The sequence below is a fragment of the Archangium lansingense genome, from assembly GCF_026626635.1.
Classification (GTDB): Bacteria; Myxococcota; Myxococcia; order Myxococcales; family Myxococcaceae; genus Archangium; species Archangium lansingense.
In genome coordinates this window covers 2,890,613-2,912,362 of sequence record NZ_JAPNKA010000001.1, presented here as the reverse complement: position 1 = coordinate 2,912,362, position 21,750 = coordinate 2,890,613, and the positions used below count along the sequence as shown (strand labels likewise).

Sequence of the window (21,750 nt, the reverse complement as noted above, 5' to 3'; positions counted from 1 at the left end):
CCTTGTAGTAGGCTCGGGAGCTTCACTCATGCTTCCGAGGGGTGCCTCGTGTCTCTGAAAAAGTCGTTGTTCTCCGTGCTGCTGTCATCGCTGGCGCTGGTGGGTTGCGGGTCCGGAGTGGATGGGCAGCCGGATGACCTCAATGATGGGCGTGGCCCCATCGTCTTCCCCGAGGGGACCGGCTTCACCACGGACGGTGGTGTCGATGCGGGCAACCCGTACGCAGTCAGCGGCAGCCGTGTGATGCACTACCGCATCGACATCGGCGACTTCACCCAGCCCGTGGATCCGTTCTCGCCCGAGCTGAGGGCCTTCACGTTCCAGGACGGCAGCACGCGCTCTATCACGGTGGAGACGGCGCCGGACGGTACCTTCCGTCTCCCGGATGCACCCACCGGCCAGTACTACCTGCAGCTCGGCACCTTCTACGTCGTGTCCGACTCGCGCACGATGAACCTCGACCGCTATGACCTCGGCCGCCGCGATCGGGTCACCGCCGCGACCATCCCCTTGACGCTGACCGCGTCCAACCTCGAGCCCCAACCGTATGAGGACTACCCGACCTGGGATGCCATCAGCTCCAACCTCGGCGCGGCCACGTCCCTGTACGCCGAGACCCCCGTGGCCGCGGGGGCGACATCCGTCGACCAGCTCCCCTTGAGCTCCTTCTCGCTGGTCTCCACGGACGAGCATCTCGTGGACGCGTCGCGAGGCGACCGCCTGTACGTCAACCACTACACCACCCGCGACACCGGCACCTACAGCTACACCACCCTCGACCGGTTCTTCACTCCGGAACCCGTCACCATGAGCCCCACCACGAGCACCGACCTGAGCGGCACGTTCCAGGAGGCGCCCCAGTACACGGCTCGCTTCGAGTGGTGGCGCTCGCGCTTCGAGGCCTATCAGGTCCAGGCGCACCCGCAGTCGATTCCCTATGACCAGTGGATCAGCATCTCGCCCACGCCCTGGAGCTCGGATTCCTGGTACGGCTACTCGGGAGACCTGATGTACGCCAGCTTCTCCGGCATCACCGACCTCGTCACGAGCTTCACCTACGGCAACCCCTACCCCTTCAGCTGGGGCGCAGTGGCCTCCGTCTCCCACACCTTCCAGGTCATCGCCACGCGCCTGCCCGGAACGACGTCCGGCGGCCTCAACGGCGTTCTCTCCGACACGCGTCCTCTGGCTATCGCCACCGCTGGACCCATCGCCCCGCGCATCACCCCGCCGTGGGGCCTCACCGTGAACGGGAGCAACGCCCAGCAGGCACTCACGCTCGGCTCGCTCACGCCTCGCGTCACCTGGAAGGCTCCCCTCGTCGGCACGCCCTCCGTCTACCGCGTCCGCATCTCCCGGCTGACCGTGAGCGGTACGCGGACGAACCCGCTCAGCGTGGCCACCATCCACACGACCTCGACGTCCGTCGACATTCCTCCGGGCGTGCTGCAGCTCGGCCAGAAGTACGCCATCCACGTCCACGCCTACGTCACTCCTGGCGTCTTCCCCGCCGCGCATCCCTACGTGCTGGAGTCCCTCGTCGATGTCGCCAGCGCGAGCACGGTGAGCAGCATTCTCACCGCTCCGTCGAGCATGCCTCTCGCCCCGGAGCTCCAGGTCGAGCCGCAGCCGTCCTTCGAGCCGGAGCCCGGCATCAAGCCCACCCGTCAGTATCGGATGATTGAGCAGCTCCCGGTTCGGCGCTGAGCTGAGACTCGGATTGAACCCGTGGCCCTCTTCTTGGCCACGGGTTGGAGCACGGGGACGGGAACCCTCACCCCGACCCTCTCCCGGAGGGCGAGGGAGAGGGGGCACGGTGGTGGGGGTTTATCGACGGGTCACGGACGCCTGTCCGGGGCCTGCTGGCGCGTCTTCTCCGGATCCTTCTCCACCACCGGGCCGAGGATCTCATCGATGCGCTTCATCACGTCCGCGCTCAGCTTCACCCCCGCCGCCTTCACGTTCTCCTTCACCTGCTCGGGCCTCGAAGCACCGATGATCGCCGACGACACGTTCGGGTTCTGCAGCACCCATGCCACCGCGAGCTGAGCCATCGACAGCCCTACTCCGTCCGCCACCGGTTTCAGCTGCTGCACCCGCGTGAGCACTTCGTCTGTCATGAAGCGCTGAATGAACCGCGAGCCACCCTTCTCATCCGTGGCCCGGCTCCCCTCCGGCGGCTTCTGGCCCGGCTTGTACTTGCCCGTCAGCACGCCCATCGCTATCGGCGACCAGACGATCTGCCCCACCCCGAGTTCTTGCGAGGTGGGCACCACCTTCCCCTCGATGACCCGCCACAGCATCGAGTACTGCGGCTGGCTGGAGACAAGTTGGATGCCCAGCTGCTTCGCCAGCGTCACGCCCGCGCGAATCTGCTCCGCCGTCCACTCGGACACGCCGATGTAGAGCGCCTTGCCCTGGCGGACGATGTCGGCAAAGGCCTGCATCGTCTCCTCGAGCGGCGTCTCCGTGTCGTAACGGTGTGCCTGGTAGAGGTCCACGTAGTCTGTCTTCAACCGCCTCAGCGAGCCGTTGATGGACTCCAGGAGGTGCTTGCGCGACAAGCCCCGGTCGTTGGGCCCCGGCCCCGTTGGCCAGTACACCTTGGTGAAGATCTCCAGGCCCTCGCGGCGCTGCCCCTGGAGCGCACGGCCGAGCACCTCTTCAGCGCGCGTGGCGGCGTAGACGTCCGCAGTGTCGAAGGTGGTGATGCCCTCGTCGAGTGCGGCCCGCACGCACGCGAGCGCCGCTGCCTCTTCAACCTGGGAACCATGGGTCAGCCAGTTCCCGTAGGAGATCTCGCTGACCATCAGCCCACTGCTGCCGAGATGTCGGAAGTGCATGCGCGAGCATTAAACCGCTGAGCGAGACGGCACCACCAGAACCTTCCTGTCCTCCTCCACTGGACGCGCCGGTAGCGAAACAGTGAACACCGTCCCGTCTCCCAGCACGCTGCGCACGGCGATGTCCCCCCCGAGCCGGCGCACGATGTTCCGGCTGATGGAGAGCCCCAGTCCCGTCCCCGTCGAGCCCTTCGTGGTGAAGAAGGGCTGAAAGAGCCGCGACAGCACCTCGGATGGGATGCCAGGCCCCGTGTCGCTGACCTCGATGATGGCCATGTCCGCCTCGCGGCGGGCCGTGACGCGAATCTCCTTGCGCGGGCTATCCCTCGCCTCCAGGGCCTGTGCCGCGTTGACGAGCAGGTTGACGAAGACCTGCGAGACCGGCCCCGGGCTGCCCTTGACCTCCAAGCCCCCGGGCAGCTCCGTCAGGACGCTCGCCTGCCGCATCGTCTCCACCCGGGCAATCCGCAGCGCCGAACGGATGGCCTCGTTGAGCTCGAACCAGCCTCCGGCCTCCTCGTCCGTCTTCGCCAGCGAGCGCATGTCTCGGACGATGTCGCTGATGCGCAGGGCTCCCTCGCGAGCATCCACCACGGCCTGCTCCAGCTCCACCAGGTCCACCGGCTCGCCCTCGCGCAACGCCGCCACCTGCTCCTGGATGTAGCCCAGGTTGCTGAGGACGTAGGCCGCTGGGTTGTTGATCTCATGCCCAATGCCCGCCGCTACCTGCCCCAGCGTCGCCAGCCGCTCCGAGGACGCGAGCTGGCAGGCCAGACGCCAGTTCTCCAGGGCGAGCACCACATGGCTCGCCAGCATCGCCGCGCGGTCCAGCTCCTTCTTGCCGAACATGCGCAGCCCGTCCCTGCGCAGCAGGCCCAGCACGCCCAGCACCCGCTCCCCCACCGCCAGGGGATGGAGGATGACCGACACCTCTCTCCCCAACGCCTGGATGGAGCCGAGCCGCCGATCCTCCAGGCCAGGTGCCGCCAGGGCCGGCGTCCTGTCCGAGGACAGCGCCTGGACCACTCGCTCGCCCAGCTCGCGCAGCAGGCTGCCCTCGGCATCGGAGGACAGGCCGCACGCATGCGCCACCTGGAGCCGCCCCTGCACGTCTTGCATCAACAGCACCACCGCGTCCGCCGCCATCAGACCCCGGCTCCCCTCCACGATGGCCTGGGGAATCCGGTCGAACTCGTTCGTCTCGAAGAAGGACTGGCTGGCCCGCACCAGGTCCGCCGAGATGTTGAGCCGGTAGCGGTCCAGTGCGCGCGTGACGCACGAGTACATCTCTCGGATGTTGAAGGGCTTGCGGATGAGGTCGAACGCACCAGCCCTCATGCACTCGATCGCCGTCTCCACCTCCGCATAGCCGGTGGCGACGATGACCTCGGTGGCCGGCAACACCTGCTTGGCCTCGCGCAGCAGCTCGAGCCCACTCATGAAGGGCATGCGCACGTCGGTGATGATCAGCCCGGGCGAGCACTCGTTCAGGAGCCGCAGGGCGGCCTTGCCGTCGGAGGCCTCGGTGACGGCGTAGCCCTCCTGCTCCAGCTGGTAGCGCAGCAGCAGGCGCATGTCCCGCTCATCGTCCACGACGAGGATCTGCTCAGGCATGGGGGAAGGCCGGGTCGAGGGAGAAGTGCTCGGATTCACGCGGAGACCTCCGTGGGTTGTACCGGCGCCAAGGGGAACCACAGCCGCACCGTGGTGCCGGCACCAAGGGCCGTCTCCACGTCGATGCGGCCACCGTGCGACTCGACGATGCTGCGGGTAATGGACAGCCCCAGGCCCGTCCCCTGCCCCACCGGCTTGGTGGTGAAGAAGGGGTCGAACATGCGCTGGCGCACGTCCGGAGCCATCCCGCTTCCGGTATCCGTCACGAACAGCTCCATCTCATTCCCCGCTGGAATGACATGGGCCCCCATGGACACCGTGCCGCCCGGAGGCGTCGCATCCAGCGCGTTGCCCACCAGGTTCAACAATGCGGACTCCATCTCCGGCACGTTGGCCTCCAGCCCAGGCAAGTCCGCCGGAGGCTCGATGATTTTCAGCTGGACCTCGCCGCGCTGGGCCTGACCGATGGCCAGCTCCTGCACCCGCTCCAGCATGCGCCCCACCTCGATGCGCTCGCGCGCTGGGCCGCTCCTGCGAGAGAAGTCCAGCAGCGTGCGCACCAGCCGGGCACAGCGCTGGGTGTGCGTCTCGATGAGCGTGAACGCCGTGCGCGACGCATTGTCCAGCGTGGGCCTCATCAACTGGGCCTGCGCGAAGCCGAGGATGACGCCCAGCGGGTTGTTGAGCTCGTGCGACAGGCCCGCCACGAGCGTGCCCACCGCCGCCATCTTCTCCGACTGCACCAGCGACTCACGCAGCCGCTGCACCTCGCGCAGGTCCCTCGCGATGCAGACGTGCCCCTGCACCTGCCCGGCCGCATCGAGGATTCGCGACAGGGCGAGGTGCACGGGGATGACGCCCGCCTGCTGCGTGACGAGCGACAGCTCGGCCTCCACCGTCTCGCCGCTACCCGCCCGCGCGAGCAGCCCGGTGATGAGCTCGCGCGACGCCTCGGGCACCATCCGCTCCTGGAAGGACGTCCCCAGCAGCTCCAGCCGAGGCCACCCGAAGAGCTTCTCCGCCGCTTCGTTGCACACGAGCACCCAGCCCTCCACTCCCACCATGAGGATGGCGTTGGGTGAGGAGGAGGTGATCTGCGCCAACAGCGAGAGGTGCTCCCGCGAGCGCTCCAGCTCGGCGCCACGGTGGGCGAGCCGCTCCAGCATCAGGTTGAAGGTGTCCGCGATGGCGTCCAGCTCGTCCCCGGTGCGGACCTGGATGCGCTCGTTCAGGTCTCCCCCGTCGATGATGCGCCGCATGGAGACCTGCAACTGCTGGAGCGGGCGCATCAGCAGCCGGGTGCGCCAGAAGATCAGCAGGATCAGCACCACCGCCATCCCCACGCCGCCTTGGATCATCCGCTGGCGCAGCACCTCCACCGGGCCGGAGATGTGCTCGGCCGGCACGGAGAGGACCAGGGACCAGCCAAAGCCATGCTCCTGCGCGAAGCCCTCCACCGGGACCACCAGGTAGTACATCCCGTCGATGAGCGCCGTGTTGCGCCGACCGGGCGCGGAGGACAACGACCGCAGCTCGCCAATCACCTGCTCGGACAGGTGGCCGGTCAGCGGCACCTCCCCGTCCAGCAACACCACCTCGATTCCCTGGCGCGCGGCGCCGCCCCGCACGAAGGAGAGATCAAACCGTGCAACCAGGGCCCCCTCGGTGTGCTTCTGGTAGACGACGGGGAAGGCGAAGAGCACGCGCGCTCCACGCCCCTCGGAGACCACCAGCGCCTGGGGCTCGCCGCTGGCGACCTTCGACCACCAGGGTGCCTGTGCGAAGGAGCCGACACTCTCGCTCTGGCCGTTGCGGGCGATGACTCGCCCCTTGAAGTCGAGCAGCCACAGATCGCTCTCGCCGGGCAGGCTCAACCGCTGCATGAGGGGCTCGAGGTAGTCGCTCCGGCCCAGCGTATCGATGACGCTGTTGGTCATGAATGGGTTGGAGGCGAGCGACTGCGCCGCGGTCCACCGCAGCCGAAGCTGCTCGTCGATTCCGCCCGAGGCGAAGTGGGCCAGCTCGAGCAGATGCTCCCGGCTCGCCGTCTCGAGCGCCCAGTGCGCTCCGCGGGACACGGTGGCGACGAGAGCGCCCACCATGACCATATCGACGAGCAGGAAGAAGAGGAGGAGCTTGCCTTGGAAGCTCCGGAAGAGATTCACGATGGTTCCTACGGCTGGCTGAGCACCAGCACGCCTCGCGGGTTGAAAGTGGCCAGCTTGAAGTCCGAGGGGCTCAGCGCCTCGTGGCGCGAGGGAGTGAAGGCGGGCTGATAGGTACGCACCAGGCCCTGGTAGGAGCCCAGCCGCTCCAGCGCGTCGCGCACCCGGGGGCGCTCGGTGGACTTCGCCTTCTGAATCGCGAGCGCGAGCAGCCAGACGGCGTCATAGGCCTGGGCTGTCCCCGCATCACTGAAAATCTCCTCGTCGGACTGGGTGCCAAACAGCGTGTGGTACTTCGCGGCGACCGCCCTGGCCTTCGCGCTTGGGTTGCCCAAGAAGGAGAAGGTGTGCACCACGCGCAGGTCCACCCCGGACAGGGCTTCTCCTGACTGCCGCACGAAGTCGCCTCCGATGATGCCCGAGTGCGCGTAGATGGGGAGCCGCTTGCCCGGAGGTCTGCGCGCCACGGTCCTCACGATGGCGGCCCCCTCGGGCGCGTTGGCTACCATGAGGAGCGCCTCGGCCCCCGCCCGCTCCACCGCGGCCAGGTGCGTCTCCATGTCCGCATCGGCCCAGTTGAACCACTGCACGGACGCGGGCTTCAGGTTGCGCCGGGCCAGCGCCGCGAGGAGGGCCTTCTCGTTGCTGCGGCCCCAGGCGCTCTTCTCCAGGATGACCCCGAGCCGCTTGTGGCCCCGCGCCAGTGCCCGCGCGACCAGGAACTCCCCCACCCGCTCGTCGTCTATGGAGACCCGGAAGACGTAGTTGGGAGTCAGCTCGTGTTGGACCATCCCGGTGGCCGCCGCCCAGGGGCTCACCACGATGAGCTGGTGCTCATGGATGAAGGGCAGGTTCTGGATGACCGGCGGGCTGTGCAACCCCGAGAGGATGGCCACCAGGTGAGGCATGCTCGCGAGCTCCGGAAGCTGCTCCGTGGCTCGCGCAGGCACGCCGTGGTGGTCCCTCACCACCAGCTCCAGCTTGCGCCCGTCCAGCAGTCCTCCCTGGGCGTTGAGCTCCGAGATGGCGATGAGTGCCCCGCGGCGGATGGCCTCGCCCGCCATCGCCGAGCCGGAGCTCATGTCCGCGTGCAGCACCAGGACGATGGGCGCCTTCTCCTGCGCCACCGCCACGCCGCAGCACAGCAGCGCGAGACCGAACACCCCTGGCAGCAGTCGTCTCATGGCTCGCCCAGAAATCCTGGGATGCCAGAATATACGAGCCCGACGCGTTTGGGGCCATGCGACCCGAGACCCTCACGAACGCCGGACAGGTACGCCCGGCGTCCGAGCAGGGAATCTCACCGCTTGAGATTGCGGAAGGGGTTGTTGAAGGGCTCGGCCGAGGGCTTCTGCGAGGCCGGAGCCTTGCCGCCCCCCTGCTTGCTGGCCGCCGGAGCGGGCGCGGGTCGCGAAGCGCCACCCGAGGAGCGCGTATCGCTCCCAGAAGAGCGAGGACTCCCAGCGGGTGCCGCCGAGGTGCCCTCGGTGACGGCACGCACGGACAGTGCGAGGCGCTTGCGGGCGAGGTCCACGCTCAGCACCTTCACGGTCAACCGGTCGCCCACCTTCGCCGCCTCGCTGGGATCCTTGATGAAGCGGGTGGAGAGCTGGGACACGTGGACGAGCCCGTCCTGGTGCACGCCCACGTCGACGAAGGCCCCGAAGGCGGTGACGTTGGTGACGACGCCCTGGAGCACCATCCCCTCCTTCACGTCCTCCAGCTTCTGCAGGTCCTCACGGTAGGCGGGCGGAGTGAAGTCGCCGCGAGGGTCGCGGCTGGGCTTCTCCAGCTCGGCGAGGATGTCCTTGAGCGTCATCTCGCCCAGGTCCGGTCCCAGGTAGCGCTTGGGGTCGATCTTCCGCACCAGCGCGGAGTTGCCCACCAGCTGCTTCACGTCCACGCCCAGGTCCTTCGCCATGCGCTCGACGACGCCGTAGCGCTCCGGGTGCACGGCGCTCGCGTCGAGGGGCTCGGGGCCATGGACGCGCAGGAAGCCAGCGGCCTGCTCGAACGTCTTCGGACCCAGCCCGCTCACCTTGAGGATTTCGCGGCGCGTGGTGAAGCGGCCCTTGGCGGCGCGGTGGGAGACGATCTTCTTCGCCAGCGTGGGGCCGATACCGGACACGTGCTCCAGCAGCTGCGGCGACGCGGTGTTCACGTCCACGCCCACCGCGTTGACGCACGAGTCCACCACCTCGCCCAGCTTCTTCTTGAGCAGGCCCTGGTCCACGTCGTGCTGGTACTGCCCCACGCCGATGCTCTTGGGGTCGATCTTCACCAGCTCGGCGAGCGGATCCTGCAGCCGGCGGCCGATGGACACCGCGCCACGCAGCGACACGTCCAGGTCGGGGAACTCCTCACGCGCCGTCTCGGAGGCCGAGTAGATGGAGGCCCCCTGCTCGCTCACGGACACCACGGGCACCTGGGAATCGAGCGCCTTGAGCACCTCGCGCACGAAGGTCTCCGCCTCGCGGCTGCCGGTGCCGTTGCCCACGGCGATGAGCTCGGGCTTGTGCTTGAGGATGATGGCTCCGCACTGCTTGGCGGCGGCCGCGCGCTCACTGCCGCTCCTCTCGGTGTAGAGCGTGGCGGTGTCCACCAGCTTGCCAGTGCCATCCATCATGGTGGCCTTGATGCCGGTGCGCAGGCCCGGGTCCAGCGCGAGCACGGGCCGACTGCCCGCGGGCGCGGTGAGCAGCAGGTGGCGCAGGTTCTGCCCGAAGACGGTGATGGCCTCGCGGTCCGCGCGCTCCTTGAGCTCGTTGCGCAGCTCGGACTCCAGCGAGGGGCCCATGAGCCGGTCCCACGAGTCCTCCACCGCGGCGCGCAGCTCGGGGGCAAAGGGAGACTGGGGCTTCGTCACCACGCGCGAGGACAGCGTCCCCTTCACCTCGTCATCCGGGAGCGCGAGCTGGATGCGCAGCACTTCCTCGGCCTCGCCACGCAGCAGCGCCAGAATCCGGTGCGAGGGCGCCTTGGACAGGTCCTCCTCGTGGTCCGCGTAGTTGTCGAACTTGGTGGCCTCGCCCTTCTTCTTCGCGACGATGGCCGAGCGCAGGCGGCCCTTCTGCACGCACATCTCGCGGGCAGTGCGGCGCAGGCCCGCGTCATCGGCCACGCGCTCGGCGCAGATGTCACGCGCTCCGGCGAGCGCCGCCTCCTGGTCCGGCACTTCCTTGCCCGCGTTGACGAAGGCGCGCGCACGGGCAGCCACGTCCTCCTTCTTCCCGGTCTCCTGCTTCCAGAGCAGGTCCGCGAGCGGCTCCAGGCCCCGCTCCCGGGCGATCGCCGCGCGGGTGCGGCGCTTGGGCTTGTAGGGGAGGTAGAGGTCCTCCAGCTCCGTGCGCGTCTTCGCCCGCTGGAGCGCCTGGGTCAGCTCCGGGGTGAGCTTCCCCTGCCCCTCGATGGTGCGGAGGATCGTCTCTCGGCGCGAGTCCAGCTCGGCGCGCTCGGCGGCCCCGTCCAGGATGGCTTGGATCTGAACCTCGTCCAGGCCCCCCGTGGCCTCCTTCCGGTAGCGGGCGATGAAGGGGACGGTCGCCCCGTCCTCACTCAGGGCGAGGGTCCGGTCCACCTGCTCGGGCTTGATGCCCAGTTCCTTCGACAGCTCGATGGCGTAGACGTGCATGGCGACACAAACCCTACACCATCCCACATGAAAAGGCGAGCCCCCCCGGCTCCCCTGACGGGCACTCCGCGCCCCCACCGAGCGGGCGGGGACGCGGAGGCCCTGACACGAGCCTCAGGGCTTGTCGGACGGCACCTCACCGGTGAGCACGCAGAAGAGCGCCACCGGGTCGCACTTCACCGGGAAGATGGGGTTGATGCCCGAGCCGCGGTAACGGCCCGACGCCGGATCCGGGTTCGGGTCGCACTTGGAGTCATCCGGCTTCCCGCCGGTCCCGCAGCTCACCACGGGCCAGATGCCCTTGACCGTGTACTCGGCGGTGCAGCCGTTCTCGGAGTAGCGCAGCTCGGCGGTGAACTGCGTGCCCGGTATTTCCGGCGTGTTGTAGACGCGCAGGTTGGACCACGCGTAGGTGAGGCTCCGGTTCGCCCCACCCGTGGTGGAGCGCAGCACGACCTGGGTCGGGTTGAGCGAGGGCACCTCGCAGAAGTTGTCCGGGCCCGGAGCGTCCGTGCTCAGCGCGCCCAGGGAGTGGGGCTGGTGTGCGTCCGGCTCCACCTGGTACTTCGGATCCACCAGCAGCTCGCCGACCACGCGCGAGCGCATGGTCACCGAGTCCGGGGCGCTGGGGTCCACGCTGAAGTACTTCTCCATGCCCACGCGCTCCGGCTTGAGCTGGGCGCACTCCTGGGTGGCGTCCTGCCCCTCCTTGAGCGTGTAGACGGTGGCGAAGGCCCCCTTGGCCACCACGCACTGCGGATCCTGCTGATAGGTGCCACAGGCACCCAGGGTGGAGGCGGCCAGCACCGCCCCCGTGCCCAATCCAATCAATCGAAGGTTCATGGCGTTTCTCCCAGGTGCTCGCACTAGAAGCTCAGCTTCATGCCGAAGCGGATGGACCGAGGCGCCTGGTATGAGGTCGGCTTCTTGAAGTTGGGGTTGATCTCGGCCGCGGAGAGGGTCCGAGAGTCCTCCACCGGCTTGTTGGCTTCGTAGACCTTGACCTTGCAGTCGCCCTGCCGGCAGGCCTCCACATCCGCCGCCGTGCCGCCCCCCTCGATGGGGTGTACCTGGGTGAAGGTGAACGTCTGATCAATGCCCGTCACGCCCTGGAAGTTGAAGACGTTGAAGACGTCCAGGGTGAGGCTGAGCGTGTAGTTGCCGAACAGCTTGCGGTTGATGCCCACGTGCGTGTCCAGGTTGTGGATCCACGGCAACTCGCCCCCGCTGCCACGCGGCAGGATGAACGTCTCCGAGCCGCTGCGCCGCGGGTGGTAGCCCAGGTAGTTGAGCGGCGCGCCCGAGCGGGCCCGGTAGCCACCACCCACGTTGAGGCTCAGCTCCTTGGTGAGCTGGAACTCCTTGGCGCCGAAGACCTTGAAGGCGTGCGTGCGGTTACCGGGCAGCGGGCCGTCGCGGTTGACGGTGAGCGACAGCAGGTCGAAGTCGCGCGTCAGGTTGGGCGAGAGCTGGCCGGTGTCCGCGCGGAACAGGCCCGAGTAGTTGCCCTGCAGCGAGGACCACGTGTAGCTGACCTGGGCCAGCCACTGATTGGAGAAGGCCTTGGTGTAGTAGACGTTCACCGCGTCGTAGTCGCGGCGCGCCAGCGGGAAGTCCTTCGAGTAGCCCTTGCCCGGGTTGCCCAGGAAGAAGGTGGTGCCGTCGTCGCGGCTCATGTCCTCGATGACGTCGTTGAGGTAGCGCTTGGTGTACATCAGGCCCACGCGCCCGAGCAGCACCTCGTACTCGCCGCCCACCACGAACTCGTCGCTGGACTGGGCTCGAATGTTGGGATCCACCGGCACGCGATCGCCACCCTCGGAGAGCCACTTCTGACTGGAGCTCTCCGGGCCACCGACGACCCGCCGGTTGTCGTCCGTGTTGCAGTCCCCACCCTGCAGCAGGTCGGCGGGGTCCAGGGGGTCGCACCTGGGCGCGTTGTAGGTGGCCGACAGAAGCTGCTGCTGGGGGAACGACAGGACGGCCATGTCCAGGGGGATGTTCTCGTAGAAGCGCGCGTAGTTGACGAAGAGCTTCGAGCGCCCCTGCTGGGTGAAGTCGTAGATGACGCCGACGCGGGGCGACCACTGGTGGGGCAGGTGCAGGCCCACCTTGCCATCCAGGCCCCAGATGGTCTGCGTGTCGTAGCGCACGCCCGCGTTGACCGTCACCTTGTCGAGGATGGACCAACTGTCCTGGACGAAGCCGCCGAACGTCATCGAGGTGGTGGTGCCCCGCAGGCTGGTGAGGGGCTCGGGCTGGTCCGGCCCCTGGAGGTAGCCGTACTGGACCCGGCTCTCGAAGTTGGTGCCGTCCAGGCTCTCGCGGAAGGTGGTCAGACCGGTGCGCGCGCGGTCGATGAAGAAGCTGGCGCCCTCGGCGTCAACGCCGGCCTTGATGACGTGGTGGCCGAGCGCCTCGAACAGGTAGGTGCCCAGCACCTTGCCCTGGTAGCGGTCCATCTTCGAGATGTTGATGGTGCCGGTCCCGCCCCCCACGTACGAGGTGACGGGGCACCGGGTGGCGTTCAGCCCCGCCGGGGAGTCACAGACGGAGGGGTCGGGAAGCTGCTCGTACTCGGTGATGCTGTGCCAGTCGCGCCGCGTCACCCCACCGGACACGCTGCGCGAGCGCCGCCAGGTGACGTTGGGAATCGCGGAGAGCCCCGTGCCCGAGGAGAGCCCCGAGCCATCGGACGGAAGGGTGGTGGCGTCCTGGCGGTGCCAGCCAACCGTCGCGTCGATCAGCAGCGACTTGTTGAAGAAGGAGGAGCTCTGCTTGGCCACCACGTCCAGCGCGCTGCTCGTGCGGCGAGTGGCGATGGTGTCATAGGCGCCCTGGACGTAGGCCGTGCACGACAAGCCCTCGCACACCTCGGGGGCGCCATCGCGGCTGAAGGCGTAGCGGTTGGCCCCGCCCGACCAGGTCGGCGTGCCGTACACCGACAGCGACAGGTTGTGGTCCTGGTTGAAGAGGTAGGTGAGCTTGCCGATGTACTGGATGGTCCGCTCGTCCGCGAAACGCTCCGTCCGGGCGCCCGCGATGGGCGTGGCGATCTGGTAGCCCGTGGCGGTGTCCTTGCGCGGCACGCCAATGTCCGAGCAGCCGATGTCGTCGTTCTTCTCCGTGCAGATGTCCAGGACGCTGATCTGCCGCGCCACCTGGATGCGGTTGAACGCCGGGGCCACGCCCGCGAAGAACCACAGCTTGTCCTTCACGATGGGGCCGCCCAGTTCGAAACCGAAGTCCCCCTGGTTCCACGGCGTGCCCTTGGCGGAGATGACGCTGCCGGCCTGCAGGATCTCCGGACCCGCCGACTGCAGGAAGCCCGGGGCCACGTTGCCGAACACGGAGCCGTGGAACTCGTTGGAGCCGGACTTGGTGACCACGTTCATCACGCCGCCCGTGGAGCGGCCGAACTCGGGCATGTAGCCACCGGTGATGACGTTGACCTCCTTGACGAACTCCACCGAGAGCGGCGTGCCGATGGTGCCCACGGCCGGGTCGTTCACCGACAGACCATCCACCACGAACTGGTTCTCCGGCGAGGTGCCTCCGTTGATGCTCACGCCGTAGGTGTCCTCCTGGGCACCCGGCGCCATCTCGGCCAGGGACTCGAAGGAGCGCGAGGCCGAGCCCTTCGAGCCCGGGCGGCTCACCGCCAGGTTCTTCAGCATGTTGGCGTCCACGCTCATGCCCGAGGTGCTCGAGGCCACGTCCACCGTCGGCGGAGCGGCCGTGACGGTCATCTCCTCGCTCAGGCCCCCCTCCGGCAGCAGCTCCACGTTGAAGCGGATGGTGCGGTCGATGCGCAGCTGGATGTCGTTGCGAATGAAGAAGCGGAAGCCCTGGGCCTCCACCCGGAGGGTGTAGGTGCCCGGCGGCAGCTGCGGAATCCGGTACTGGCCGCTGGCGTCGGTCACCACTATCTGCTCGCCCTGAAGACTCGGAGACGTGGCCGTCACCAATGCGTCCTGCACTGGCTTCTTGTCGGCCGAGTTGATGATTTTACCGGTGATGACGGCGGTGCCCTGGGCCCATGCGCTGGTCCCCACTAGCAACAGCAGGACACACCACGCGCGCGCGAGTCGAACGTGCGAAGACAAGATGCTGACCCCTCCTGGGAAGTGGGGCGCACATTAGTCACATTTTCGAAACTTGGGAATTCACCGCTCGTAGCAGATGATTCGCTCCACGCGGTAATGCCCCGCGGGCTCCACCGGCCGCAGCAGCATCAGCTCCGCGGGCAGGCCCACGCGCAAGGTGCGCTCGCTCCGGGGCGGCAGGGGCAGCGAGTCCCCCACCTTCACGTCCCCGGAGGGCAGCGGCACGACGGTGAGCCCGGTGCCGTCCACCCTCTCCACGGCTCCATAGACGCGCAGATCTCCCAGCTCCTCGATGGAGCCTGAGAGCACCACGGACGCAGTGCCCTCGCGGGTGCGCACCGCCTGGGCCGCCGCCACGCCCACGTCCGCGAGGAAGGCCTCCCCCGCCTCGCCGAAGACGTGAGCGCCCTGGATGACAAGGTGCAGCATGCCTTTGCTGTCATTGAGGGGGATGGACTCGTAGCGCTCGAGGTCCGCGTGCTCCACCGCGCCGCTGGCGAGCGCATCCAAGGCGGACACCAGGGCCACGAAGTTGAGCCGGAGCAACGGCTCGTCGGGCTCGGCCGAGGGCCACGGACCGGTCTCGATGAGCACGGTAGGCGTGCCCCAGCGCACCAGGTTGTCGCCGAAGGCGCGGACCTCGAAGGAGTCGTCGTAGCGACCAATCTGGCCGGGCGCGAGTGGCTCGAGAGCATCCCGGATGACGGCGCACACCTTCTTGGCGAGCACCCGGCCCGGGTTGTCGCCGCGCGAGGCGTCAAAGGGCGGAGCGAGCAGGGAGATGGAGGCGGGCTGAGCCGTGCCGCCCCCTACCGCCGTGCGCCAGCTCTGGTTGTGAAGGTTGAAGCCGAGCGACGGCTGGAGCCTGTCGCGGAGCGCCTTGAGGGTCCGGCCCTCGGGCGTCTGGAGGGCCAGCGCGTCCCGGTTGACGTCGATGCCCTGGGCATTGCGCCGCTGGAAGCGCTCGGCGCCGTCGGGGTTGAGCATGGGCACGGCGTGCAAGGTGAGCGCGAAGAGCAGCCGGGCCACTCGGGGGTGAGCGCGATGGCGGCGGAGATACTCGAAGAGATCCAACAGGGCCGTGGTGGCGGTGGGCTCGTCCCCGTGCATCTGGGACCAGAGGAGGATGTGCCGGGGGCCAGTGCCCACGCGAACGAGGCGCAGCGCGCGGTCTTCCACCGAGCGTCCTACCTCTTCCAACTGGAAGAGATCCGGCGCCGTCTGGTGGAGGCGGCGGAGCTGGGCTTGCACGTGGACATGGCGGACGAGCGCGGGGGACGGCAGGCCCTGGAGGCGGACATCGGCCCAGAGGGCGAAGAGCTCCTGAGGGGTGGCGGGGGCGGTCACGATAATCCTCTCTTTATCCCGGTGGGTGCCCCGGAGTCGCGGATGGGAGATGATGGCGGGAACCCATGCTGCCTGAACCCATCCGCAACGCGATCGACGTAGCCAGTAATGCCGTCTGGGGCCCCTGGACGATGGCCCTCTTGTTGGGAACTGGTGTGTTCCTGACGATCCGGCTGCGGTTCGTCCAGGTGACGCACTTCCGGGAGGGACTGCGGGCCATGGCGCCGGCCCAGGCGAGTGGCGCTGGAACGCTGAGCCCCTTCCAGGCCTTCATGACAGCGCTCGGAGCGTCCATTGGCACCGGCAACATCGCGGGTGTGGCCACGGCCATCGTGAGCGGTGGGCCGGGCGCGCTGTTCTGGATTTGGGTGTACGGCTTCTTCGCCACGACCATCAAGTTCTGCGAGGCCGTGCTGGGCATCCAGTACCGCAAGGTGAACGGAGAGCGGCTGTCAGCGGGTCCCATGCACTATCTGAAGGACGGGCTCGGCTCGCCGAAGCTCGCCTGGCTTTACGCGGTCATCGCCGGCGTGGCCGCCCTCACGACGACGCCCTTCACCCAGCCCAACTCCATGGCTGTTGTGCTGCAGAGCCAGTTCAACATTCGCCCACTGTACTCGGGCCTGGCCATCGCGGTGCTCACGTGGCTGGTGGTCATCGGCGGCGTGAAGAGCATTGGCCGCGCGGCGGAGAAGCTCGCGCCCTTGAAGGTGGGGCTGTACCTGGCCGGAGGGCTCATCGTCATCCTCACCCATGTCGCGCAGTTGCCCTCGGTGTTCTCGCTCATCCTGCGCGAGGCGTTCTCCATGGAGGCAGCCGGAGGTGGTGCACTCGGGGTGGGGATGATGGCGGCCATGCGCTATGGCATTGCCCGAGGCATCTATGCCAACGAGGCCGGGTACGGCACGGCGGCGGTGGCGTACGGCACGGCGCGGACGGATGCACCGGTGAAACAGGGACTCCAGGCCGTGATGGAGGTGTTCATCGTCTCGTGTGTCACCTCGACTATCAGCGCGCTGGTGATTCTCGCGAGCGGAGTGTGGACGTCCGGGAGCACCAGCACGGCGGTGGTTGCCGAGGCCTTCAACACGGCGATTCCCACGGTGGGCGGATGGGTGGTCGCCTTCTGCGCCTTCCTCTTCGGCTACACGACTCTGATTGGCTGGGCCTACTACGGCGAGCAGTTCCTCGAGTATGCCTTTGGCCTGCGCATCACCAAACCCTACCGGTGGATCTACTGCGGCCTGGTCGTCTTCGGCGCCACGGGCAAGGTGGAGACCATCTGGGCCTGGGGAGATCTGATGAACGGCCTGCAGGTGTTCCCCAACCTCGTGGGCCTGATTGGGTTGAGCGGCGTGGCCGCCTCGGTGCTACGCAAACCCAAGGCGCAGGAGGCCCAGGTGAGCACGGCCGCGCCTCCTCTCGCCTGAGGAAGTAGTCTCGAAGGCATGAGCCTTCCAAGCTTCCATGAAGTGGCTGGCGCTCCTGGGTGAACAAGGCAAGACGCCCACACATGCGCAATTTCAGAATCGAGGAAGACAGGGCTGCAGGATACACGGGCTACATCGACGGCACGCACAAGTGGGGGCTTCCGGGCATCATCTGCCCTGTGTGCAAGGCCACCTGGAGTTCCATTTCCACAGCGTACCCCTCCGTGGACCTGACTCCAGTGGAGTCCCTGGCCGACTTCGAGAAGGCCCGGCCCGAGCCCGCGGACGAGTACGAGAGGTTGTGTGAATTGGTACGTCCCCTGCTGCCTCCAGGAGCCGTGCTCGAACCCGGGACCAGTTTTGGTCCCATCGTGGGCAAAGCCCAGGGGCGATTCGGGCAATTCGTCTCTCCCGTTCCCTGGATCCTGCTGGTACAGCGCGAGGCCCTGGAGAAGCTCCAGGCCGAGGGTCTGCGAGGACTCAAGGGATGCCGCACCGACTTGCGTTTCCGCCAGCGTGCATCACCCGAGTTGCTCGAGCTGGAACTCCTCCCCGTGGGTAAGGTGCACCCGGACTGTCTGCCCCCGACTCGCAAACCACCCTGCGCTCGGTGCGGTCAGAACCGCATCCCCCTGCCCGATAAGCTCTTGCTGGACGCATCCACGCTTCCCAACCACCTGGACCTGTTCCGACTGGAGGACTACTCCACCGAGCTCATCTGCACCGAGCGCTTCGTCGACGCCTGCAAGCGCCTCGGCCTGGGCGGCGTTGTCTTCCACCCCCTCACCACCCGGGGCCACAGTTAGGATGCCGCGCCATGCCGAGCGGCCCACGCATCCTCCTCATCGCGGAACGATTCCCTCCTGACCTGGGAGGCCTCGCGCGCAGCGGTGCTCGCACCGCGGGCTCCCTGGCCCGGCTCGACGCCCAGGTGGACGTCCTCACCTGGACCCGCACCCTGCCCCCCGGTGCCCTCCAGTCGCTCGACGCGGGCGAAGTCGCCGCCTCCGCCCGAGGGGCCACGCTGCACCGGCTCGGCCTCTTCGGACAGACGGACACCTCCATGCAGCACACGCTCGACGTGCTCGACTTCCTGCACTCGCAGCGCCGCTATCAACTCGTCTGGGGGCACTACCTCTCGCCCCCGGGCTTCATGGCCGTCACCTTCGCCGGGCTCGCTGGCATCCCCTCTACCGTCAGCGCTCGCGGCAACGACGTGGACCAGGCCATGTTCCCCCCGGGGGACTTCGCCCGCCTCCTCTGGACGCTCCAGCGCGCCACCGTCCTCACCGCCGCCTCGGGAGACCTCGGACGCAAGATGACCATGCTGCTCGGGCACGACCCGGGCGTCGAGGTCATCCCCAACGCCGTGGACACCACCCTCTTCCGCCCCGGCCCGGCAGACCCCGCACTCCGCGAGCGCCTCGGCATCCAGCCCGGCGAGCTCGTGCTCGGCTTCTCCGGAGAGCTGCGCCACAAGAAGGGCGTCCCCTTCCTCCTGTCCGCCCTCTCCGAGGTGCGCAAGGTGCGACCTGCCTGTCTGCTCGTCATCGGCGAGGTGCGCTCGCGCGAGCAGGAGCACCTCACCGCCTTCCGCGCCGAGCACCCCGAGGATGCCGCGCGCATCCTCGTCACCGGCCGGCTCGATGCACCCGAGGACGTGGCGGCCCACCTGCGGCTGTGCGACGTCTACCTCCAGCCCTCCCTCTGGGATGGCATGCCCAACGCGATGCTCGAGGCCATGGCCTGTGCCCGCGTGGTCGTCGCCAGCGACGCGGGCGGCATCCCCGAGGCCATCGACTCCGGGCACAACGGCTTCCTCGTTCCCAAGGCGCTGCTCAACCACCTGGGGCAGGCAGTCATCGACGTGCTCAGCTTGTCCGAGGAGCGCAGGGCCACCATCGGCGCCGCGGCCCGCGCCCGCATCGAGGAGCGCTTTCAGGCACAGGCCGAGGCCGCGGCGCTCCAGCGGGTGCTGGACCGCACCATCCCGAAGGCCTCCTCGTAGGCCACCACCAGCGACTCCTGCGCCCGCGCCCAGGTGAAGTCCCGCTCGACGTGGGCCCTCCCCTGCTGGCTCATCCGCGGGCCGAGCGCCGGGTCCGCCTTCAACGCACGCACCGCCTCGGCAATCGCCTTGGGCGAGCCCGGACGGACGAGGAACGCGTGCACCCCGTGCTCCGCCACCGCGCGCACCACCGGCAAGTCACTCGCCACCACCGGCGTGCCCGAAGCCATCGCCTCCAGCAGCTTCAACGGGCAGCATCCCTGCACGAGGTTGCGGTCGTTGGGCGGCAGCGGCACCAGCACCACGTCACAAGCATGGTGAAGCCTCGCCAGCTCCGCCTGCGGCAGGGCATCGAGCACCTCCACCGCGCCCTCGCCCACCAGCTCACCGCACATCTCCAGCAGCTCGCGGCGCTGCTCCCTGCGCGCGGGGCCCACCAGGGTGAGCTGGGCTGGGACGTCGCGGCGCAACAGGCGGCACGCCTCGATGGCATGGTGCACGCCCTGCCACGAGGTCATCGTCCCGCTGTACAGCAGGCGCACGGGCCGGTCCTCCCAGGGACGAGGCGCCTGGTAGGAGAAGAGCCCGGTGTCCACTCCGTTGGGGATGACGCGGATGCGGCCGGGCGCCACGCCTCGCGACTCCAGGTGGCGAGCCGTCACCCCGCTCGGCGTGAGAAGCAGGTCCGCATTCTCCAGGCACAGGTCTTCCTGGGCCACCAGCTTGCGCAGCAGCTCGTCGTCATCGGCGACGGCGGGCGCGTGGTACTTCAGCTCGATGGAGGGCAGGCCGTTCACCTCGAACACCAGATGCTCGGTGAGCTGCTCCTTGCGCCGGGCGATGGGGTAGCCCTCGAAGATGGAGCGCACGTGCACCACGGATGCCCGCTCCCTCCCTCGCCACCAAGCCGCGAGCTCACCCCGGAAGCACATGGCCTGCTGGATGAGATCCGGCCCCTGCGCCCGCATCGGGTGGAAGCGCACGCCCTCCGGCGGCGGCTCGCCTGCCTCACCCCCGATGGCCAGCAGATCCAACCCGCCAAAGGCCCGGCCGAGCGCCTCGACGAAGGCACGGATGTGGACCGCCGCTCCCTTGGGCGCGGGAAAGCGGTCGAAGGACGCGTAGATGATTCCGGAGGAGGACACGGCCCGCGCAGTATCCCGTCTGGGGGCGCTCCGCACCAACCCCCGATTGACCATCGAGAGGGCGGACTCCTACGCTCCTCCTCCCCTTCACTCCGAGAGCGGACCTTGGCCGTCGACGTCGAGCTGTTCAGCAAGGAGACCATCTACCGCGCCAGCCTCCCCTGTACCCAGGTGCTCGAGGACCTCCAGCGGATGGGGAAGCTCGATGCCATCAAGGAGAAGCAGCAGGGCCGGGCCTTCAACGTGGGCTGCGGCACCCTGGTCGCCGCCACGCTCCTCTTGTTCGTGGGCTTCGTCGTCGTGGAGGACTTCGAGCTCTCCGTGGTGATGCTCTGGAGCGGAGGGGGACTGGCCCTCGTGGGCATCGTCGCCTTCATCCTGCGCTCCCGCTACGAGCGGTTGAACCTGGAGAACCGGCGCTACGAGCTGGTCTCCCACACGGTGGGGCTCCTCCAGGCCGATATCTCCCCAGACGAGCCGGTGACGCTCGAGCTCGATCTGCGCCCGGAGACGCACTCGGACAAGTACAAGAACGACAGCAGGACCCGGAGCGGCTGGAACGTGAAGCACTACCTGGACCCGTGGCTCTCCCTGCAAGGACGGCTGCTGGACGGGACGCACTTCAGCCTGGAGATGACCGAGCGCATCCAGATGCGCAAGCGGACGAAGACCACGCCGCGGGGAAAGACGAAGTTCCAGAACAAACGCAAGTCGGACGCGCTCCTGCGTCTGCGGCTCCGGGTGAAGCCCGAGCGCTACCAGCACCTCGCACGGATAGGCTCCCAGGCCGAGGGAGCCTTGCAGATCCTCAAGGGCACCCGGCTCAAGGATCTCAGCGTGGACCCGGATCGCATCGACCTGACGCTCGTCGTGGACTCCGCGTGGCGCGCCGGTGACGCGCCTTCCCCGCCGCCTCGGACCCACGGCCCCCCGGAGCTGAACGGCGTCCGGGTGGTGGCGATGGCGTTCCTGAGCCTCTACCAGCTCCTCAACCTGTCACGCGCCCTCGACAAGAAGGCCGTGCACCCGCCCACGGGCTGAGCACACATGTCCCCTTCCCACCACGAGCCGCTCGGCCCCTGCCAGGAGAGAGCCGGGTTCCTCTTCGCGCACGACTGCCCCCGGCCCGCCCTCCAGCATTGCGCCCAGTGCGACAAGCCCATCTGCGCCGAGCACTCTCATCCGTGGAACAGCCAGCAGGTGTGCACGGACTGCTTCAAGGCCACGCGCAAGGAGGAGGCCGGAGCCGCGAAGTTCCGCCGTCCGACTGAGGGCGCGGACTCGGACCCCTACCTCTATTCCAGCTACTACTACCGGGGCTACGGCTACTACAGCCATGGCTACTGGGGCCATGACGTCCTCCACGATCCCAACGACTTCACCGAGGCTGATGGCATGCCCCTGCGCCTGGCCAACAAGGACAGGCGCGAGTTCGAGGAGGACATGGGCGGAAGCTGAGCC

The 21,750-nt window shown here is 68.2% G+C and carries 15 protein-coding genes; 6 read left to right on the top strand and 9 right to left on the bottom strand.

Annotated features, from left to right (window positions below; genetic code table 11):
* Positions 1–48 precede the first annotated feature (48 nt).
* Complete coding sequence (locus OV287_RS11575) at positions 49–1,707, top strand: hypothetical protein (protein WP_267534081.1); 1,659 nt, start codon at positions 49–51, stop codon at positions 1,705–1,707.
* A gap of 131 nt (positions 1,708–1,838) precedes the next feature.
* On the opposite strand, the gene OV287_RS11570 is transcribed toward OV287_RS11575, so the two are convergent.
* From OV287_RS11570 to OV287_RS11535, 8 genes are all read right to left on the bottom strand, one after another.
* The gene (locus OV287_RS11570) at positions 1,839–2,843 is read right to left on the bottom strand and encodes an aldo/keto reductase family protein (RefSeq protein WP_267534080.1); all 1,005 of its coding nucleotides are present in this window, start codon (positions 2,841–2,843) and stop codon (positions 1,839–1,841) included.
* A 9-nt stretch (positions 2,844–2,852) separates the two neighbouring features.
* The gene (locus OV287_RS11565; protein WP_267534079.1) at positions 2,853–4,496 is read right to left on the bottom strand and encodes a hybrid sensor histidine kinase/response regulator; all 1,644 of its coding nucleotides are present in this window, start codon (positions 4,494–4,496) and stop codon (positions 2,853–2,855) included.
* A complete protein-coding gene (locus OV287_RS11560; protein WP_267534078.1) occupies positions 4,493–6,622 on the bottom strand; it encodes a sensor histidine kinase in 2,130 nt (709 codons plus the stop codon). The genes OV287_RS11565 and OV287_RS11560 overlap by 4 nt, the downstream gene beginning before the upstream one ends.
* 8 nt (positions 6,623–6,630) lie before the next feature.
* Positions 6,631–7,806: an ABC transporter substrate-binding protein gene (locus tag OV287_RS11555; protein WP_267534077.1), complete on the bottom strand. Its 1,176-nt coding sequence runs from the start codon at positions 7,804–7,806 to the stop codon at positions 6,631–6,633.
* 116 nt (positions 7,807–7,922) lie between these two features.
* On the bottom strand, positions 7,923–10,253 hold the full coding sequence (locus tag OV287_RS11550) for a Tex family protein (protein ID WP_267534076.1): 2,331 nt from the start codon (positions 10,251–10,253) through the stop codon (positions 7,923–7,925).
* Positions 10,254–10,367: 114 nt separating this feature from the next.
* Positions 10,368–11,096, bottom strand: coding sequence for a hypothetical protein (locus tag OV287_RS11545; RefSeq protein WP_267534075.1), 729 nt, complete (start codon positions 11,094–11,096; stop codon positions 10,368–10,370).
* A 23-nt stretch (positions 11,097–11,119) separates the two neighbouring features.
* On the bottom strand, positions 11,120–14,359 hold the full coding sequence (locus OV287_RS11540; protein WP_267534074.1) for a TonB-dependent receptor: 3,240 nt from the start codon (positions 14,357–14,359) through the stop codon (positions 11,120–11,122).
* Positions 14,360–14,419: 60 nt separating this feature from the next.
* Positions 14,420–15,706, bottom strand: a complete 1,287-nt coding sequence (locus tag OV287_RS11535; RefSeq protein ID WP_267534073.1) for a M14 family metallopeptidase — start codon at positions 15,704–15,706, stop codon at positions 14,420–14,422.
* A gap of 65 nt (positions 15,707–15,771) precedes the next feature.
* Between OV287_RS11535 and OV287_RS11530 the strand changes: the two genes are divergently transcribed.
* The 3 genes from OV287_RS11530 (at position 15,772) to OV287_RS11520 (ending at position 19,144) form a co-directional block, all read left to right on the top strand.
* On the top strand, positions 15,772–17,136 hold the full coding sequence (locus OV287_RS11530) for an alanine/glycine:cation symporter family protein (protein WP_267534072.1): 1,365 nt from the start codon (positions 15,772–15,774) through the stop codon (positions 17,134–17,136).
* A gap of 83 nt (positions 17,137–17,219) precedes the next feature.
* The gene (gene sitI6, locus OV287_RS11525) at positions 17,220–17,942 is read left to right on the top strand and encodes a SitI6 family double-CXXCG motif immunity protein (RefSeq protein ID WP_267534071.1); all 723 of its coding nucleotides are present in this window, start codon (positions 17,220–17,222) and stop codon (positions 17,940–17,942) included.
* Between the two features lie 11 nt (positions 17,943–17,953).
* Positions 17,954–19,144, top strand: a complete 1,191-nt coding sequence (locus OV287_RS11520) for a glycosyltransferase (RefSeq protein ID WP_267534070.1) — start codon at positions 17,954–17,956, stop codon at positions 19,142–19,144.
* On the opposite strand, the gene OV287_RS11515 is transcribed toward OV287_RS11520, so the two are convergent.
* Positions 19,075–20,289, bottom strand: coding sequence for a glycosyltransferase family 4 protein (locus OV287_RS11515; protein WP_267534069.1), 1,215 nt, complete (start codon positions 20,287–20,289; stop codon positions 19,075–19,077). The genes OV287_RS11520 and OV287_RS11515 overlap by 70 nt on opposite strands.
* Positions 20,290–20,394: 105 nt before the next feature.
* On the opposite strand from OV287_RS11515, the gene OV287_RS11510 reads away from it, so the two are divergent.
* Both OV287_RS11510 and OV287_RS11505 read left to right on the top strand, forming a co-directional pair.
* Positions 20,395–21,330 (top strand): hypothetical protein, encoded by a 936-nt coding sequence (locus OV287_RS11510; RefSeq protein ID WP_267534068.1) that lies wholly within the window; start codon positions 20,395–20,397, stop codon positions 21,328–21,330.
* Between the two features lie 6 nt (positions 21,331–21,336).
* The gene (locus tag OV287_RS11505; RefSeq protein ID WP_267534067.1) at positions 21,337–21,747 is read left to right on the top strand and encodes a hypothetical protein; all 411 of its coding nucleotides are present in this window, start codon (positions 21,337–21,339) and stop codon (positions 21,745–21,747) included.
* The last annotated feature ends 3 nt before the right edge of the window (positions 21,748–21,750 follow it).

What these genes read in the sequence shown, in the direction of transcription:
- OV287_RS11550 (WP_267534076.1), bottom strand. Translation starts at nt 10,253, where the DNA reads ATGCACGTCTACGCCATCGAGCTGTCGAAGGAACTGGGCATCAAGCCC.
- OV287_RS11520 (WP_267534070.1), top strand. Translation starts at nt 17,954, where the DNA reads ATGCCGAGCGGCCCACGCATCCTCCTCATCGCGGAACGATTCCCTCCT.
- OV287_RS11530 (WP_267534072.1), top strand. Translation starts at nt 15,772, where the DNA reads ATGCTGCCTGAACCCATCCGCAACGCGATCGACGTAGCCAGTAATGCC.
- sitI6 (WP_267534071.1), top strand. Translation starts at nt 17,220, where the DNA reads ATGCGCAATTTCAGAATCGAGGAAGACAGGGCTGCAGGATACACGGGC.
- OV287_RS11570 (WP_267534080.1), bottom strand. Translation starts at nt 2,843, where the DNA reads ATGCACTTCCGACATCTCGGCAGCAGTGGGCTGATGGTCAGCGAGATC.
- OV287_RS11505 (WP_267534067.1), top strand. Translation starts at nt 21,337, where the DNA reads ATGTCCCCTTCCCACCACGAGCCGCTCGGCCCCTGCCAGGAGAGAGCC.
- OV287_RS11545 (WP_267534075.1), bottom strand. Translation starts at nt 11,096, where the DNA reads ATGAACCTTCGATTGATTGGATTGGGCACGGGGGCGGTGCTGGCCGCC.
- OV287_RS11555 (WP_267534077.1), bottom strand. Translation starts at nt 7,806, where the DNA reads ATGAGACGACTGCTGCCAGGGGTGTTCGGTCTCGCGCTGCTGTGCTGC.